Source organism: Streptomyces sp. NPDC003034, from assembly GCF_053591375.1.
Map to the genome: position 1 here is coordinate 41,262 of NZ_JBSFTS010000013.1, position 17,226 is coordinate 58,487.

Sequence of the window (17,226 nt, forward strand, 5' to 3'; positions counted from 1 at the left end):
GCTCCAGGCGGTGATCGGGAAGGGTCCGGCGGGGTATCCGGGCGGCAGAAACCGCGCTTGTCGGGTTACCGTTCGAGTGGCCGTTGCGGGCTTGTGCCGTTTGACACGGGTGCGGGTTGTACCGTCACACTCCGCAGCGTCGCCGTACCGCGACCGTGTGCCGACCGGAGAGAAGAGCCAAGTTGTCCCCGACTAGCGAGACCGCAAAGGGCGGCCGCCGACTCGTCATCGTCGAGTCCCCTGCCAAGGCGAAGACGATCAAGGGCTACCTCGGCCCCGGATACGTCGTCGAGGCGAGCGTCGGGCACATCCGCGACCTCCCGAACGGCGCGGCCGAGGTTCCCGACAAGTACACCGGCGAGGTCCGCCGCCTCGGCGTGGACGTCGAGCACGACTTCCAGCCGATCTACGTCGTCAACGCCGACAAGAAGGCTCAGGTCAGGAAGCTCAAGGAGCTGCTGGCCGAGTCTGACGAACTCTTCCTCGCCACCGATGAGGACCGCGAGGGCGAAGCCATCGCGTGGCACCTGCAGGAAGTCCTCAAGCCCAAGGTCCCCGTCCACCGGATGGTCTTCCACGAGATCACCAAGGACGCGATCCGCGACGCCGTCGCCAACCCGCGCGAGCTGAACCAGCGCATGGTCGACGCCCAGGAGACGCGCCGCATCCTCGACCGTCTCTACGGCTACGAGGTCTCGCCGGTCCTGTGGAAGAAGGTCATGCCGCGGCTGTCGGCCGGCCGCGTCCAGTCGGTGGCCACCCGCCTCGTCGTCGAGCGGGAGCGCGAGCGCATCGCCTTCCGTTCCGCCGAGTACTGGGACCTGACCGGAACCTTCTCCACCGGCCGCACCGGTGACGCCTCCGACCCCTCGACGCTGGTCGCCCGTCTGAACGCGGTGGACGGCAAGCGCGTCGCGCAGGGCCGCGACTTCGGCTCGACCGGGCAGCTCAAGAGCGAGGTGCTGCACCTCGACGAGGCGAACGCCCGGGCCCTGGCCGCCGCTCTGGAAGGCGCCTCGTTCGCCGTCCGGTCGGTCGAGTCCAAGCCGTACCGCCGCTCCCCGTACGCCCCGTTCCGTACGACGACGCTCCAGCAGGAGGCCTCGCGCAAGCTGGGCTTCGGTGCGAAGGCGACGATGCAGGTGGCCCAGAAGCTGTACGAGAACGGCTTCATCACCTACATGCGTACGGACTCCACGACCCTGTCCGAGACCGCCGTCACGGCGGCGCGGGCGCAGGTCACGCAGCTGTACGGGGCCGACTACCTGCCCGAGAAGCCCCGCGTCTACGCGGGCAAGGTCAAGAACGCGCAGGAGGCGCACGAGGCGATCCGGCCTTCGGGTGATCGTTTCCGCACGCCGGCCGAGACGGGTCTCACCGGCGACCAGTTCCGCCTGTACGAGCTCATCTGGAAGCGGACCGTCGCCTCCCAGATGAAGGACGCGGTCGGCAACTCGGTGACCGTGAAGATCGGCGGCCGGGCGAGCGACGGACGCGACGCCGAATTCTCCGCCTCCGGCAAGACGATCACCTTCCACGGCTTCATGAAGGCGTACGTCGAGGGCGCGGACGACCCGAACGCCGAGCTCGACGACCGCGAGAAGCGCCTGCCGCAGGTCGCGGAGGGCGACGCGCTCGCCGCCGAAGAGATCACGGCGGACGGGCACTCCACCAAGCCGCCGGCCCGCTACACCGAGGCCTCGCTGGTCAAGGAGCTCGAAGAGCGCGAGATCGGCCGCCCCTCGACCTACGCGTCGATCATCGGCACCATCCTCGACCGCGGATACGTCTTCAAGAAGGGCACGGCGCTCGTGCCGTCCTTCCTGTCGTTCGCCGTGGTGAACCTCCTGGAGACCCACTTCGGGCGGCTCGTCGACTACGACTTCACCGCCAAGATGGAGGACGACCTCGACCGCATCGCGCGCGGCGAGGCCCAGTCCGTGCCGTGGCTGAAGCGCTTCTACTTCGGCGCGGAGGACGCCTCGGAGGTCGTGCCGGCGGACGGCGACGCCCTCGGCGGCCTGAAGGAGCTGGTCACGGACCTCGGCGCCATCGACGCCCGGGAGATCTCCTCCTTCCCCGTCGGCGAGGGAATCGTGCTGCGGGTCGGCCGCTACGGGCCGTACGTGGAGCGGGGCGAGAAGGACGCGGAAGGCCACCAGCGGGCCGACGTACCGGACGACATGGCTCCGGACGAGCTGACGGTCGAGTACGCGGAGGAGCTGTTCGCGAAGCCCAGCGGGGAATTCGCGCTCGGCAAGGACCCGGTCAGCGGGAACGAGATCGTCGCGAAGGACGGCCGCTACGGCCCCTATGTGACGGAGATCCTCCCCGAGGGCACGCCGAAGACGGGCAAGAACGCGGTGAAGCCGCGCACCGCCTCGCTGTTCAAGTCGATGTCCCTGGACACGGTCACGCTCGACGACGCGCTCAAGCTGATGTCGCTGCCGCGCGTGGTCGGCGTGGACGCGGAGGGCGTGGAGATCACGGCCCAGAACGGCCGCTACGGCCCGTACCTGAAGAAGGGCACGGACTCGCGCTCGCTGGAGACCGAGGACCAGCTCTTCTCGATCACGCTGGACGAGGCGCTCGCGATCTACGCGCAGCCCAAGCAGCGGGGGCGGGCGGCCGCCAAGCCGCCGCTGAAGGAACTGGGCACGGACCCGGTGAGCGAGAAGCCGGTGGTGGTCAAGGACGGCCGCTTCGGGCCGTACGTGACGGACGGCGAGACGAACGCGACGCTGCGGCGGGACGACGACGTCGAGACGATCACGCCGGAGCGGGGCTACGAGCTGCTCGCGGAGAAGCGCGCGAAGAGCCCGGCCAAGAAGGTGGCCAAGAAGGCACCCGCGAAGAAGGCCCCGGCGAAGAAGGCGACGGCGACGAAGACCGCTGCCGCGAAGAAGACGATGGCGGCCAAGAAGACGACCGCGAAGACGGCCGCCAAGAAGACCGCGACCAAGAAGGCGGCCACGGCCCCGGCGGACGAGTAACCGTTCCATCGAGCGTCGGCGGGGCAAATCCAGCCCCGCCGGCGTTTGAGGCGCGGGGGCGCACCCGGCCCCGTCGGGTGCGGGGAGCGCAAATCCAGCCCCGCCGGCGTTTGAGGCGCGGGGTTCCGGGGCGGAGCCCCGAAAGCCGGGCGCAGCCCGGGCCGCTCGCGCAACGGCGCCGCACGTGCCGACCACGCCGGGCCGCGGGGGCCGGGCCCGGACCGGGTTGTCCACAGGCCTCCGCACCCGCCAAGCGCAGCGGATAGGCTGGGCGGATGACGCGAGCCGAGCAGCCGACGGTCGTGACCGGCCAAGGGAACCCGACCTACGACGAAGCCCTAGCCGCGGATTCGCGCGAGCGCGCGGTGCGCGCCCTGCTGCGCACTCCCCGCCTGCGCCGGCTGTGGAGCGCCCAGCTGGTGAGCGGCATCGGTGATGCCCTCGCCCTGCTGGTGCTGGTCCTGCTGGCCCTTCAGGCAGCCGTGGCGGAAGGGGGACTCGGCAGCGGCTACCGCGGCGCCGCCCTGGCCGTCACCACCGTCTTCGCGGTCCGGATCCTCGCCACCCTCCTGTTCGGCGCGGTCCTCCTGGGCCCACTGGCGGCGCTCATCGGCCCCGGCGGCAAGCTCGACCGCCGCTGGACGATGATCGGCGCCGACGGGGTCCGGCTCGGGCTCTTCGTCGTCGCCCCGCTGTGGCTCGACTGGATCCCCGGCCACGCGCTCACCGCGCTGCTGGCCACCGTCTTCGTCTCCGGAGCCGCCGAGCGGCTGTGGACCCTGGCCAAGGACAGCGCCGCTCCCGCGCTGCTGCCCGTGCCGCCGCCGGAGGGGGCGACCGTGCGGCCGCTTCCGGACCATCTGGACACGCTGCGGCGCCTCACCCTCCGTACGGCCTTCGCGGCGCTGCCCGTCGCCGCGGCCGTACTGCTCGCCGCCACCCTGGTCGGCAAGGCCCTGGGCCTCGGCGTGGACTGGTTCGCGGAGAACCAGGCCGCCCTCGGCTCGTACGTGGCCTCCGGCCTCTTCGCGGCGTCGGTCTCGCTGCTGCTGCCGCTGGTCCTGCCCGGCGGGAAGACCCCGCGGCCCCGTTCGCCGCTGGAGGGCCTGCGCGCCCCGAAGGCGGGCGACCGGGCCGAGAGGGGCCGTACGGGCGCCATCCCGGTGCTGGTCATGGCCAGTGCCGCGGTCGCCGGAGCGGTGTCCTGCGCCGTCGCCGTATCCGTACTGCACGCCTTCGACCTGGGTGGTGGGCCGGCCTCCTTCGCGCTGTTCGTCCTCGTACTGGTCGGCGGCACCGCCGTCGGCATCCGCGCCACCCAGGCCGGGAAGGTGCTGCCCGCCCTGTCGCGGCGCCGCCTGCTCGCCCTCGCCATAGCGGTGACGGGCCTGGCGCTGCTGCTGGCCGGTCTCGTCCCCGATACGGCCACCGTGCTGTTCGTGTCGCTGCTCGCGGGCACCTCCGCGGGCGTCGCGGCCAACACCGGGCACACCCTGCTGGACCAGGAGACCGAGGAGTTCCGCCGGGCGCGGCTCACCTTGCACCTCCAGGCCGTCGTACGGGTGGCCATCGCCGTAGGGGCCCTCGCCGCGCCCGTCCTCGCCGCGGTGATCGGACCGCACCGGCTGACCGGCGGCGAGGTGGTCTTCGCCCACGGCGGCGCCGCTTTCACCCTGATGCTGGTCGGTGCTCTGCTGCTGCCGGTGGCCGCCGTCGTGCTGGCCAAGACCGACGACCGCGGCGGCGTACCCCTGCGACGCGACCTGCGCGAGGCGCTGCGCGGCGGGGAACCGGTGCAGGCGGCCTCCGCCACCGGTTTCTTCATCGCTCTGGAGGGCGGCGACGGAGCCGGCAAGTCCACCCAGGTGGAGGCGCTGGCCGACTGGATACGCGGCAAGGGCCACGAGGTCGTGGTCACCCGCGAGCCGGGCGCCACCCCGGTGGGCAAGCGGCTGCGCTCGATCCTGCTCGACATCTCCTCGGCGGGCCTGTCGAACCGCGCCGAGGCACTGCTGTACGCCGCGGACCGGGCCGAACACGTGGACACGGTGGTCCGCCCGGCGCTGGAGCGCGGTGCGGTCGTCATCACCGACCGGTACATCGACTCCTCGGTGGCCTACCAGGGCGCCGGCCGCGATCTCTCGCCGACCGAGATCGCCCGCATCTCGCGCTGGGCCACGGACGGACTCGTACCGAATCTGACCGTACTGCTCGACGTCTCGCCGGAGGCGGCGCGCGAGCGGTTCACGGAGGCGCCGGACCGGCTGGAATCGGAGCCGGCGGAATTCCACCAGCGGGTGCGGGCCGGTTTCCTGACCCTTGCCGCGTCCGACCCCGGGCGCTACCTGGTGGTCGACGCGGGACAGGATCCGGAATCGGTGAGCACCGTCGTACGCCACCGCCTGGACCGGATGCTTCCGCTCTCCGAGGCCGAGGTGGCGGCTCAGGCGGAGGCGCGTCGCCGCGCCGAGGAGGAGGCCAGGCGCAGGGCCGAGGAAGAGGCGGCGCGCAAGGCGGAGGAGGAGCGGCTGCGGGTCGAGGAAGCGGCACGGCTGGCCCGCGAGGCCGAGGAAGCCCGGATCAAGGCCGAGGCGGAGGCCGCACGCAAGGCGGAAGAGGAGCGGCTGCGCGCCGAGGAGGAAGCGCGCGCCCGGGCCGAGGCCGAGCGGCTGCGTGCGGAGGCCGAGGAGAGGGCCCGCGCGGCGGAGCAGGAACGGTTGCGCCGGCAGGCCGAGGAGGAGGCCCGGCTGCGGGCCGAGGCCGAGGAGCGGCGGCTGGAGAAGCAGCGTCGGGCCGAGGAGGCCCTGCTGAAGGCCGAGGAGGCGCGGCGGCTGGCGGCGGCCGAGGCGGCCGAGCAGGCGGCGAACGCGGCGGCCGCTGCGGCGGCGTCCGCGGCTGCCGCCGCAGCGGCTGCTCCACCGGTTGATCCGCCCGCTGCCGCCCCGAAGGTGGGCATGACGAAGGACCCGCATCCGGCGTCCCACGCGGACGACGCGCTGACGGTCGAGACGCCGATGGCCAAGCGGGTCGTCCGGCCCGATGACGTGACGCAGACGGTTCCGGTGCCGAAGACGGATCCGGCGGGGCCGGCGGGGCCCCTCGCCCGCCCGACCGACGAGACGGCGGTGCTGCCGCCCGTACGGCCGGAGGCGGGCCCGCATGACACGGCGGTCCTGCCGCCCGTACGGCCGGACGCGGGCCCCTCGGGACGGACCGGCGGGGCGGCCGCCGGCTCTCCCGAAGCGCCCGCGCGTGGCGGCCGTAAGGCCGGACCGGCCGCCCCCTCTGCCTCGTCCGCCTCGCGGCCGACGGCCCGGCGCAGCGAGGAAAGCCCGGCCGACCGGGTGCCTCCGGGCATCTTCCGGGACGCCGGCAACGACCGGACGCGGGAGCTCCCGGTGCTCGGGGAGGACGGCCGACCGCGCCGGGGGCGCTCGGACTGGGCCGAGGAGACCCCGTTGGACGACCTGCCGACGCTGGCGGACGAACTGCTGGGCCGCCACCGGGACGAGGACGACGAGGGCGGGACGCGCCGCCGCTGAGCGGTCACGGGCGCGATGGGCGGGATTGTCAGTGGCGCGCGCCACACTGTGAACAGGCGGGCGCGAAGAGGTGTCGGCGTTCAGCCGTGTCGGCGTGTGGACGTGCAGACGGCCCGTCCACGGACATGCGTACGGCACGTGCGGGACCACGCACGGACGGAAAGTGAAAGGCGGTGGGCGGGATGCCCGTATGGGACGACCTGGTGGGACAGGAGCGTGTCCAGACGCAGCTGGCCGCCGCCGCCCGGGACGCAGACGCCCTGGTCACGTCGGTCGCGGACGGGACCGTGGAGCCGTCCTCGTCGAAGATGACCCATGCCTGGCTGTTCACCGGGCCCCCCGGCTCGGGGCGCTCCACCGCCGCCCGTGCCTTCGCGGCCGCCCTCCAGTGCACCAGCCCCGACCGCGCCCTGGGCGGCGAGCCGGGCTGCGGCTTCTGCGACGGCTGCCACACCTCCCTGGTCGGCACGCACTCCGATGTGGAGATCGTCCGCACCGATCTGCTGTCCATCGGCGTGAAGGAGACCCGCGATCTGGTCCGCCGCGCGCAGCTCTCCCCGGCGGTCGGCCGCTGGCAGGTCATCGTCCTGGAGGACGCCGACCGGCTGACGGAAGGGGCGGGCAATGTGCTGCTCAAGGCCGTGGAGGAGCCCGCTCCGCGGACGGTCTGGTTGCTGTGTGCGCCTTCGCTGGAGGACGTGCTGCCCACGATCCGGTCCCGCTGCCGGCATCTGACCCTGCGCACCCCGCCCGTCGACGCCGTCGCCGAGGTCCTGGTGCGGCGCGACGGCATCGAGCCCGCCGTGGCGGCCGCCGCCGCCCGGGCGACCCAGGGGCACATCGGCCGCGCCCGCCGACTGGCCACCGACGAGGCCGCCCGCTCCCGCCGGGCCACCGTGCTGAAGCTCCCGCTGCGGGTCGACGACGTGGGCGGCTGCCTCAAGGCCGCGCAGGAGCTGGTCGACGCCGCCGCCGAGGATGCCAAGCAGGTCGCGGAGGAGGTCGACACCAAGGAGACCGAGGAGCTGCGGGCCGCGCTCGGCGCCGGTGCGGGGGCCGGGAGCCGGATGCCGCGCGGCACTGCGGGCGTGATGAAGGACCTGGAGGACCGGCAGAAACGCCGCCGCACGCGGACCCAGCGAGACAGCCTCGACCTGGCGCTGACCGACCTCATGGGCTTCTACCGGGACGTGCTCGCCCTCCAGCTCGGCTCGTCCGTGGCCATCGCGAACGAGGAGATACGGCCGGACCTCGACCGGATCGCCCGCGCCTCGGGTCCCGAGCGGACGCTGCGCCGGATCGAGGCGATCATCGCCTGCCGGGACGCCCTCGACCGGAACGTGGCCCCGCTCCTCGCGGTCGAGGCGATGACGATGTCGCTGCGCGCGGGCTGACCCGACGGGCACACCCGCCGGGCTGGCTGCGCGGGCCGTGTCAGCGCCCGGGGGGCTTTCGGGCTCGTCGGCGGGGGAGGTGCCGGGTTGACGGCCTCACCCGTACGAGCGACGGGCGGCGGCTCCGGGCCACCCGGACGGCTCCGGGCCTTGCCGCGGCCCGCTCCCGCGGCGGTGGACGGTCCGCGGGCGCGGGGGACGGCGTACCGGAGCAGGCGGCCCGGGAGCGTTCGCCGGATCACCTCGGGCACGCCAAGCCGTAGGCTCCAAGGATGGACACCAGTCGCCTGCTGCGTACCACCGGGACCGTGATCGCCGCCGCAGGGCTGCTGCTCTCCGGGTGTACCTCGGGCGGTTCGGGAGGACCGCGGGCCGCGGCGTCCTCCGCCTCGGCCGGGGGCACGGGGACGCCGACCGCCGACCCCTCCGCCCAGTCGGCCGCGCTGCGCCCGTACTACGAGCAGAAGCTGAGCTGGCGCGACTGCGGCGTGCCCGGATTCCAGTGCGCCACCATGAAGGCGCCCCTGGACTACGCCGACCCCGGATCCGGCCAGGACGTCGACATCGCGGTCGCCCGCCGCCAGGCCACCGGCCCCGGCAAGCGGCTCGGCTCACTCGTCGTCAACCCGGGCGGCCCGGGCGGCTCCGGCATCGGCTACCTCCAGGCATACGCGGGCATCGGCTATCCCGCGCCCGTCCGCGCCCAGTACGACATGGTCTCCTTCGACCCGCGCGGCGTGGAGCGCAGCAGCCCCGTGCAGTGCCTCTCCGGTCCCGCCATGGACCGGTACACGCAGGTGGACCAGACGCCGGACGATCCGCGTGAGCGGGCCCTGCTGGTGGCCGCCTTCAGGGAGTTCGCCGCAGGCTGCCAGGCCCGCTCGAAGCGGGTCCTGCCGCACGTCTCCACGGTCGACGCCGCCCGCGACATGGACGTGCTGCGCGCGGTGCTGGGCGACGAGAAGCTGACGTACGTCGGCGCCTCGTACGGCACCTTCCTGGGGGCGACGTACGCGGACCTCTTCCCCGGCCGGGTCGGCCGGCTGGTCCTGGACGGTGCGATGGACCCCTCCCGTTCGGCGCTCGACCTGAACCGCGACCAGACGGCGGGTTTTGAGACGGCTCTCACGTCCTTCGCCAAGGACTGCGCGACGCAGCCGGACTGCCCGCTCGGAACGGGCGGCCCCGCGTCGGTGGCGGCGCGGCTGAAGGAGTTCTTCCGCAAGGTCGACGCGCAGCCGGTGCCGACCGGCGAACCGGAACGCCCGCTGGGCGAGTCGCTCGCGACGACCGGGGTGATCGCGGCGCTCTACGACGAAAGCGCCTGGCCGCAGCTGCGGGAGGCACTCACCGCCGCCATGACCGGCGACGGGGCGCCCCTGCTGAGCCTCGCCGACAGCTACTACGAGCGTGATCCGGAGGGCAAGTACGCCAATCTGATGTACGCGAACGCGGCCGTCAACTGCCTCGACCAACCCCCGGCCTTCGGCGGCCCCGAGGCGGTCGAGGCCGCCCTGCCCTCCTTCCAGAAGGCCTCCCCGGTCTTCGGCACGGGCCTGGCCTGGGCCTCGCTGAACTGCGCGTACTGGCCGGTGAAGGCCACGGGCACGGCGAAGGCGCTGACCGCGAAGGGCGCCGCGCCGATCGTGGTGGTCGGTACCACGCGCGACCCGGCGACCCCGTACAAGTGGGCGCAGGCGCTGGCCGCACAGCTGGATTCCGGCGTTCTGCTCACGTACGACGGCGACGGCCACACGGCGTACGGCCGCGGCAGCGACTGCGTCGACACCGCGATCAACCAGTACCTGCTGGAGGGCAAGGCGCCGGCGGACGGCAAGAAGTGCTGAGCGCGCGCTGAGCGCGCGGCCGGCCGATTCCTAGTGGCCCGGTCCGGAAGCTCTGAAGCCTTTCGGCATCATCCACACCACGAGCACCAGCACCGTGCTCGCGATGCCGATGGACACGTACGAGGTCGTGGTCAGGGCGCTGTCGAAGGCGTCCCGCGCCCGCTCCATCAGCCCGGCGCTCTCGGCGGCCGGAAGCCGCTCCGCATACTCCTTCGCCCCGCCGATGGACTCGGCCGCGTGGGGAGGCGTACCCGCCATCAGCGCGGAGTAGGCCGCCGCGTGGACGGAGCCGAGGAGCGCGACGCCGAGGCCCACCCCGAGCTCGTAGGAGGTCTCCGACACGGCGCCCGCCTGGCCGGCCCGCTCCGCCGGGACGGCGGAGACCAGCACGGAGGCGGCGGTGGTGACGGCGAGGCCGTCGCTGAATCCGAGGGTGACCAGGAAGACGGCGATGTACGCGTACGAGGTCGGCTGCGGGGCCAGGGCCAGCAGGGTGAATCCGGCCGCCAGTCCGGCCGTCCCGAGCGCCATGCAGGCCCGGGCGCCGATCCGGTGCGCCAGCGTCCGTGTCAGCAGGGAGCTGACCAGCATGGCGAGGGCGGTCGGCAGGGTGCGCAGCCCGGCTTCGAAGGGGGAGTAGCCGTGGACGTACTGGAGCCACAGGGAGACCAGGAACAGCGCGGCGCCTGCGGCGAGCATGGCCATCAGGGTCACGAGCGCGGCGGCGGTGAAGGGCCGGCTCAGGAAGAGCCGCACATCGAGGAGCGGATCCGCCAGCCGCAGCTGGCGCCGGACGAACCACGCCAGCAGCGCGATGCCGGCCAGCAGGATCCCCAGGTCGAGAAGGCCCGGGTTGCCTTTGGCGACGTGCTTGATGCCCCAGGCGAGGGCGACGATGCCGACGACGGAGACTACGGCGCTGATCCAGTCGAGGGCGTGGTGGCCGGCGTCCTTGAACTCGGGCAGCAGCCACAGCCCGGCGACCACGGTCGCGACCACCACCGGCACATTGACCCAGAAGGCCGCGGCCCAGCCGTACCGCTCGACCAGCAGGCCGCCGACGAGCGGCCCGACGGCGGCTCCGGCACCGGCCACGGCCGCCCAGATGCCGATGGCCAGGGCCCGCTCGTGGGCGTCGGTGAAGATGTTCCGGATCAGCGAGAGCGTGGACGGCATCACCATCGCCCCGCCGATGCCGAGCAGCACGCGGCCGGCGATGAGCTGCGTCGAACTCTCGGCGGTGGCGGCGAGCACGGACGCCAGACCGAAGAGCACGAAGCCGGTCAGGAACAGCTTCCGGCGCCCCAGCCGGTCGCTGACGGCGCCGGTGGTGACGAGCAGACCACCGAGCACCAGCCCGTAGACGTCGATGATCCACAGCTGCTGGACCGCGCTGGGGCGCAGGTGGTCGATGAGGGAGGGGAGCGCGACGTTCAGGATGGTGGCGTCCATCGCCACCAGCAGCAGACTCGCGCACAGCACGGCGAGCATCGCCCAGCGCACGGACCCGGACACCGGACGGCTTCCGGCGGCGGGACCTGCGCGGTTCACGGCTCGGGCCACGGCACGTCTCATCCGTTCGGGGGTACGCGGCAGACCGATGCCCGCCGGTTATGGCATATCTGCCCCAGTATGTGACCCCGCTCTCACCCCCGCGAACTCGGTTCAGGGCACCCCCGCACACCCTGTAGACTTGGCGCCGCTGCTGATGAGCACCCCTCACCGAGGGAATACTTGTCTGACCAGCGGTGCCGCCTTAGCTCAGTTGGCCAGAGCAACGCACTCGTAATGCGTAGGTCTCGGGTTCGAATCCCGAAGGCGGCTCTGTAGAACCCCCAGGACTCACTCGCCGTGACCTGGGGGTTTTGCTATTTCCGGGGTCGGGCGGCGGGTCGGGCGCCTGGGGCCGGCAGGGCGTGGGCGGTCGGTGGCGGAGGTTGTGCAACTGGATCGGCGGGAGGCCCGGGGCCGCGATCAGCTGCTCGAACGGTGTCGGACACCTGGGCCGGCAGCAGCCAGGAGCGGCGTCCTCGGTGAAGGCGAGGCCCGACTCCACCCGGGCCCTCCGCGTGACGCCGCTCCGGAACGCCCACCGTCTTGTCGTCAGCGCCACCGCGCGGCAGCCGCTGGCCGTCTTCGGGCCCTGGGGCCTGGAAATGCGATCGCCAGTCGCTCGGTCGAGACTGCTGTGTTCTCCCCCGTATCCACCATGGCGTCAGATTATTAACAACGCCTTTACGGCCGAGCCGACTTGGCGGCTCTGTAGGGGCGCAGGGTATGCGCCCGGCACCTCGCAGTGCCACTGTGACAAATATCGCTGAGGACCGGCTGCCCCGATGGCACCGGTCAAGGTCGAAGACGGGGCGAACTGGGCACGTATGTCGTCCCGTTGGTCCCTCGCCGCACCGGATTGGGCGTCAGCTGAGCCGGGGGCTCGAGGAGGCGCGGTGCACGCGTCGGGCGGTGGCCTGCTGGGGATGGGGCGGGAGTAGGGGGAAGCGTGGCTCCACGTGGACGACGTGTCAGGGGGAGCAGTGGGTCGCGTCGCGCTTCGACGGGCTTTCATCGGGGCGGCCCTGACGGGGCGTTGAATGCCGTCAGCCTGCGCGTCTCATGATCCGAGATATGTGCCATGGGCACTTGTGTAAGCAAGTGAAGGCATGAATAGACTTTGGGAGTCTGATCAACCTGGCTGTCCATGGTTGCTGCATTCCGGCAACCGAAGGAGTTAGTGCACGTGACGCAGCAGAACACGGGGGACTTAACGGCGAATGCCGTGAAGGTTGATGCGCGCACCGCCGTCGAAAGAGACCGACAAGAGATCGACGCGCTCGACTCCAAGATTATCGAACTGATTCAGAGCCGGCACCGGGTTTCCTTCCGGATCCAGCAGCGCCGCCAGGGGGACGGCGGTCCGCGGACCGTGCTGGCGCGCGAGATGGTCGTCATCGACCGTTACCGGCAGGCACTGGGGCCCGAGGGCACCGCGCTCGCGACGGACATCCTGCGGCTGTGCCGGGGACGGGGACCGGCCGCCGGGGCGAGCCGCGGCGAGCCGGCCTCGTGACCGTGGTCAACGCCACCTCCCGACCGCCGGCCGCTGCCCGTCGCACCACGTCCGTATCTCCGTCCGCCCAGCTGAGGGTGGGGGACATCTCCTTCCTCAACTGCGCCCCGCTGCGGTGGGGCCTGGCGCGCAGCGGTGCCCGCGAAGCGTTCGACATGCTGTCCGGGCCGCCGGAGTGGCTGGCCGAGGAACTGCTCGCGGGACGGCTGGACGCGGGCCCGGTCAGTCTGGTCCGGTATCTGCGGCACACCGACGCCTGGGAGCTGCTGCCCGGCGGCGTCGCCGTCGGCAGCGACGGACCGGTGCACTCCTGCCACCTGGTCTCCCGCAGGCCTCTCAAGCAGCTCGACGGGGCCGTCGTAGCCCTGTCGGAGGCCAGCCGCAGCACGGCCATGTTGGTCAGGATGCTGCTGGAGGACGCCGTGGGCGTACGTCCGGTCTACCGCTCGGCCCCGCAGGACCTGGACGACATGCTGGCCGTCGCGGACGCCGCCCTCCTGATCGGGGACGAGGCGCTACGGCTGCACGCCCGGCGCCCGGCAGGCCTGCTGGTCCAGGACACCGGCGCGCTCTGGCGCAGCTGGACCGGCCTGCCGATGGTCTTCGCCGTCTGGGTGGTGCGGCGCGAGGTCGCGCGCGAGCGCCCCGAGCGGGTGCTGGAGGTGGCCGCGGCGCTCACCGACGCGGCCGAGAGGGCCCGCGCGCACCCGGAAGCGGTGGCCGCGGCGGCGGCCGCCGAGTCGGCCCGCGGCCCGGGCGGACGCCTGCCCGAGCAGGTGCTCCTCGACTACTACCGGGTGCTCGACTACTCCCTCGGCGACCGGCAGCTCGCCGCCGTACGCGAGTTCGCGCGGCGCGCCGCCGACCGCGGCGAGGTCCCCGCGGGCCGCATCCATTTCCCCGTACCAGGAGAACGCTTGTGATTCGCCACTACGTGCTGTTCAAGTTCAAGCCCGGCGTCTCGTGGGACGACCCCAGGGCCCGGGAGGCCGAGGAGATCGCGGCCAAGGTGGGCGGCGAGGTGCCGGAACTCCGCGAGTGGACCGTGGGCCGCAACATATCCACCCGGCCGGTCGCCTACGACTTCATCGTCGTCGGCCTCATGGACGATATGGAGGCCGTGGAGCGCTATTTGGTCCACCCCTTCCACCAGGAAGCCATCAAGGCCTGGCGGGAGATCAGCGACTGGGTGATCGCGGATGTCGAGGAATGAAGTCAGGGTGAACCCCTGAAGAATTCCGTCGCCCTTCGGTGAGCGGCGTCTGAATTCAGTACGAGTACATGAAATGGGGAAAATCGTGGGGTACCAGTTCGAGAAGTGTGCGATTGTCGTCGACAAGGAGCTTCCCGCAGGGCTGGCGATGAACACCGTCGCGGCGCTCGCCCTGTCGGTCGGGAAATTCACCGACGGCATCGTCGGCGATGACGTGAAGGACGCGGACGGCCGGCTGCACACGGGTATCACCTCGATCCCGCTGCCCGTCCTGAAGGCCGACGCCGGGGAGCTGCGCGACGTCGCGCTCCGCGCCGTGGACGCGAGTGACGTCTTCGTCGTCGACTTCACCTCGGTGGCGCAGTCGTCGCGTTCGTACGACGAGTACACGCGCCGCACCGCCGAGATCTCCACCGGTGAACTCCCGTACATCGGGATCGCCTTGTGCGGCAGCAAGAAGGCAGTGGACAAGATCACCGGAAGTCTGCCGCTGTACCGCTGACGCGAGCGCGACAGCCCGGCCCACATCACCGACTTCCGACCCACTTCACACTTCACCCCGCCTGCACGCGGCAGGCCCCCTGGCGCTTCGGCATGCCCGCCGGCGCCGGCCCTCTTCCGCGGCGCCCCGGCCGGCCGGCCGGTCAGCCCTGCCCGCGAACCGGCGAGGGGCCGATCGCGCGCCGACACGGCCAGCGCGGGCGCCTCACGCATGACCACCCACTTCCCGCACGCGAACGAACACGAGAGGAAGGCATGTTCACGGTCTTCAACGATCAACTCGCCTTCACCGCCCGTGAAATACGCGACCGGCACCGCTCCTACGCGGCCGGCCGCTGGACCGAAGACGAACTGGCGGCCCACCAACTCAGCGCACTGCGCACCACGGTCGAGTACGTCAAGACGCACTCCCCCTTCTACGGCCGCCACTTGGCGGACGTGGACCCCCAGGCGATCACCTCACTCGCACCCGAGCAGCTCGCCACCCTGCCCTTCACCACCAAGGACCACCTGAGGCAGGAGTTCGCCGACGTCCTGTCGCTGCCGATGCACAAGGCGTGGATCTTCTACGAGACCACCGGCACCACCGGCCGCAGCACCCCGTGCCCGCGCGACAACATCGACTCCCTGCACAACAACACCGCGCTGACCGTGTACTACGACACGATCTTCCGCCAGTACGGCGACGAGCAGATCATCGGCGTCTCCGGCCCGACCGAGCTGCACGCCTTCGGCGACACCTTCGGCGATGTGTGCCGCAACCTCGGCCACGCCGTGGCGAAGATGTGGCCGCACTCCCCGATGGTCGGCTTCGAGCGCGCCTTGGAGACCCTGCGGACGCTGCCCGTCACCGGCCTGTTCAGTACGCCCGGCATGGCCCTCACCCTGGCCAAGAAGGCCTACGCCGCCGGCCTCGACCCGCGCCGCGACTTCCACCTCGACGTCATCATGTGCACCGGCGAACTCGCGTCGCCCAGCATGCTGGAGAACATCGGCGAAGTCTGGGGCGCCCGCGTCCACAACGCCCTGTACGCCTCCCAGGAAGCCTCCGTGATGGGCGCGTCCGGCGCCGACGGCGGCCTGTACACGGCCCCGCTGCTCAACATCTACGAGGTCATCGACCCGGACACCGGGCAGGCCGTGGCCCCGGGCGCGGACGGCGTGCGCACCGGCGAGCTCGTCGTCACCTCCCTCTACCAGGGCAGCAAGCCCCTCGTGCGCTACCGGACGGGCGACCTCGTCCGGCTCGGCCCGCCCTCCGCCGGCCGCTCCCTGCCCGCGCCCACCCTCGAAGTCCTCGGCCGCACCCGGGACGCGCTGCTGATCGGCGGCCGCGAAATCAGCGGCTACGACCTCGAAGAGCTGCTGCTCACCCACCCGCGCGGCTACCTGGACTACCAGATCGTCATCGACGCCGTGGACGGCCGGGACGAGCTGACGCTGCGCTTGCAACTCCCGGACGACCGCGACGGCGTACGCCTCGACGAGAGCGCGATCAGCCGCGCCGTCGACGACCGGCTGGGGGTGCCGCTCCGCTTCGAGTACGGCCCCCTCGGCAGCGTCACGACCACCGGCGCCATGGTCAGCTGGAAGGCCGCCCGTGTGGAGGACCGCCGGCTGGCGGTCCCCGACGCGGAGCAGGCAGCCGCGCTCGCCGTGGCGGGCGGGAGGGCCCAGTGACCGTCACCCAGAACGGCGCTCCCGCGCAGGTCTCCCCTGCCGTTGCGCAGATCGCCTACCACGACGGCGAGTTCGTGCCGCTGGAGCGTGCCGTGGTGCCCGTCACCACACAGGCCCTGCAGTACGGCACCGGAGTCTTCGAAGGCATCCGGGCCTACGTCCAGGACGGCGGCGGCCTCGCGGTCTTCCGCGCCCACGACCACTACCGCCGGCTGCTGCGCAGCTCCCGCACCCTGCGCATCGACGTCGGCCGCTCGGCCGAGGAGCTGTGCGAGCTCACCGCGGAACTGCTGCGGCGGATCGGCGCGACCGAGGACACGTACATCCGGCCACTGGCCTACAAGCGCGCCCTGCTGCCCGGCCAGAAACCGGGCGTCAGCCTCTCGGGGGTCTCCGACGCGCTGTCCGTCAACGCCTTCCGGATGGGCTCCTACACCGACCCGGCCGGTATCCGCTGCGCCATCAGCTCCTGGCGCCGGCCCAGCTCCGACGTGCTGCCGGTGCGCGCCAAGGTCACCGGCGGGTACGTCAACAACGCGCTCGCCGCGGACGAGGCGCGGGCGGCCGGGTGCGACGACGCGATCCTCCTCAACAGCAGGGGACAGGTCGCCGAGGCCAGCACCTCCAACGTGTTCGCCGTCATCGGCGGGCGGTTGGTGACCCCGCCGGTCTCCGCCGATCTGCTGGAGGGCATCACCCGCGACACGGTGATGACGATCGCGGCGGATCTGCTGCAGACGCAGACGGACGCCCGTGACCTGGGCCGTGACGAACTCGCCGGCGCGGACGAGGTCTTCCTCACCGGCACCGGAACCGAGATCGTCCCGGTCACCGAACTCGCCGGGCGTCCCGTCGCCGATGGCACCCCCGGCCCGCTCACCACCGCTCTGATGAGCGCGTACCAGGACGTCGTCCGCGGCAGAGAACCGCGCTACGGCCACTGGCTGCATCCCGTTCACGCGTGATCCGCAACACCGGCGCGTGACCCG

11 protein-coding genes and 1 tRNA gene are annotated in these 17,226 nt (G+C 72.1%); 11 read left to right on the forward strand and 1 reads right to left on the reverse strand.

Going from position 1 to position 17,226, the window contains the following annotated elements:
• Positions 1–182 precede the first annotated feature (182 nt).
• The 4 genes from topA to ACWDX7_RS15645 all read left to right on the forward strand — a co-directional run bounded on the left by topA (position 183) and on the right by ACWDX7_RS15645 (position 9,776).
• Entirely contained in the window at positions 183–2,993 is a 2,811-nt protein-coding gene (gene topA, locus ACWDX7_RS15630; RefSeq protein WP_451491421.1) for a type I DNA topoisomerase, read from the forward strand.
• 275 nt (positions 2,994–3,268) lie between these two features.
• A complete protein-coding gene (gene tmk / locus ACWDX7_RS15635) occupies positions 3,269–6,535 on the forward strand; it encodes a dTMP kinase (RefSeq protein ID WP_451491420.1) in 3,267 nt (1,088 codons plus the stop codon).
• Positions 6,536–6,717: 182 nt separating this feature from the next.
• The gene (locus tag ACWDX7_RS15640; protein ID WP_451491419.1) at positions 6,718–7,929 is read left to right on the forward strand and encodes a DNA polymerase III subunit delta'; all 1,212 of its coding nucleotides are present in this window, start codon (positions 6,718–6,720) and stop codon (positions 7,927–7,929) included.
• Between the two features lie 272 nt (positions 7,930–8,201).
• Complete coding sequence (locus ACWDX7_RS15645) at positions 8,202–9,776, forward strand: alpha/beta hydrolase (protein WP_451491418.1); 1,575 nt, start codon at positions 8,202–8,204, stop codon at positions 9,774–9,776.
• 30 nt (positions 9,777–9,806) lie between these two features.
• On the opposite strand, the gene ACWDX7_RS15650 is transcribed toward ACWDX7_RS15645, so the two are convergent.
• The gene (locus tag ACWDX7_RS15650; protein ID WP_451491417.1) at positions 9,807–11,291 is read right to left on the reverse strand and encodes an MFS transporter; all 1,485 of its coding nucleotides are present in this window, start codon (positions 11,289–11,291) and stop codon (positions 9,807–9,809) included.
• A 235-nt stretch (positions 11,292–11,526) separates the two neighbouring features.
• Here ACWDX7_RS15650 and ACWDX7_RS15655 point away from each other — a divergent pair.
• The 7 genes from ACWDX7_RS15655 to ACWDX7_RS15685 all read left to right on the forward strand — a co-directional run bounded on the left by ACWDX7_RS15655 (position 11,527) and on the right by ACWDX7_RS15685 (position 17,202).
• Positions 11,527–11,600: transfer RNA gene (locus ACWDX7_RS15655), tRNA-Thr, on the forward strand.
• Positions 11,601–12,513: 913 nt separating this feature from the next.
• Complete coding sequence (locus tag ACWDX7_RS15660; protein ID WP_451491416.1) at positions 12,514–12,843, forward strand: chorismate mutase; 330 nt, start codon at positions 12,514–12,516, stop codon at positions 12,841–12,843.
• Positions 12,840–13,766 (forward strand): menaquinone biosynthesis protein, encoded by a 927-nt coding sequence (locus ACWDX7_RS15665; RefSeq protein WP_451491415.1) that lies wholly within the window; start codon positions 12,840–12,842, stop codon positions 13,764–13,766. Before ACWDX7_RS15660 ends, ACWDX7_RS15665 begins: the two co-directional genes overlap by 4 nt.
• Complete coding sequence (locus tag ACWDX7_RS15670; protein ID WP_451491414.1) at positions 13,763–14,056, forward strand: Dabb family protein; 294 nt, start codon at positions 13,763–13,765, stop codon at positions 14,054–14,056. The genes ACWDX7_RS15665 and ACWDX7_RS15670 overlap by 4 nt, the downstream gene beginning before the upstream one ends.
• A 73-nt stretch (positions 14,057–14,129) precedes the next feature.
• A complete protein-coding gene (locus tag ACWDX7_RS15675) occupies positions 14,130–14,558 on the forward strand; it encodes a DUF2000 domain-containing protein (protein ID WP_451491413.1) in 429 nt (142 codons plus the stop codon).
• A gap of 254 nt (positions 14,559–14,812) precedes the next feature.
• Positions 14,813–16,237 (forward strand): phenylacetate--CoA ligase family protein, encoded by a 1,425-nt coding sequence (locus ACWDX7_RS15680; RefSeq protein WP_451491412.1) that lies wholly within the window; start codon positions 14,813–14,815, stop codon positions 16,235–16,237.
• Entirely contained in the window at positions 16,234–17,202 is a 969-nt protein-coding gene (locus ACWDX7_RS15685) for a branched-chain amino acid transaminase (RefSeq protein ID WP_451491411.1), read from the forward strand. The genes ACWDX7_RS15680 and ACWDX7_RS15685 overlap by 4 nt, the downstream gene beginning before the upstream one ends.
• Positions 17,203–17,226 lie beyond the last annotated feature (24 nt).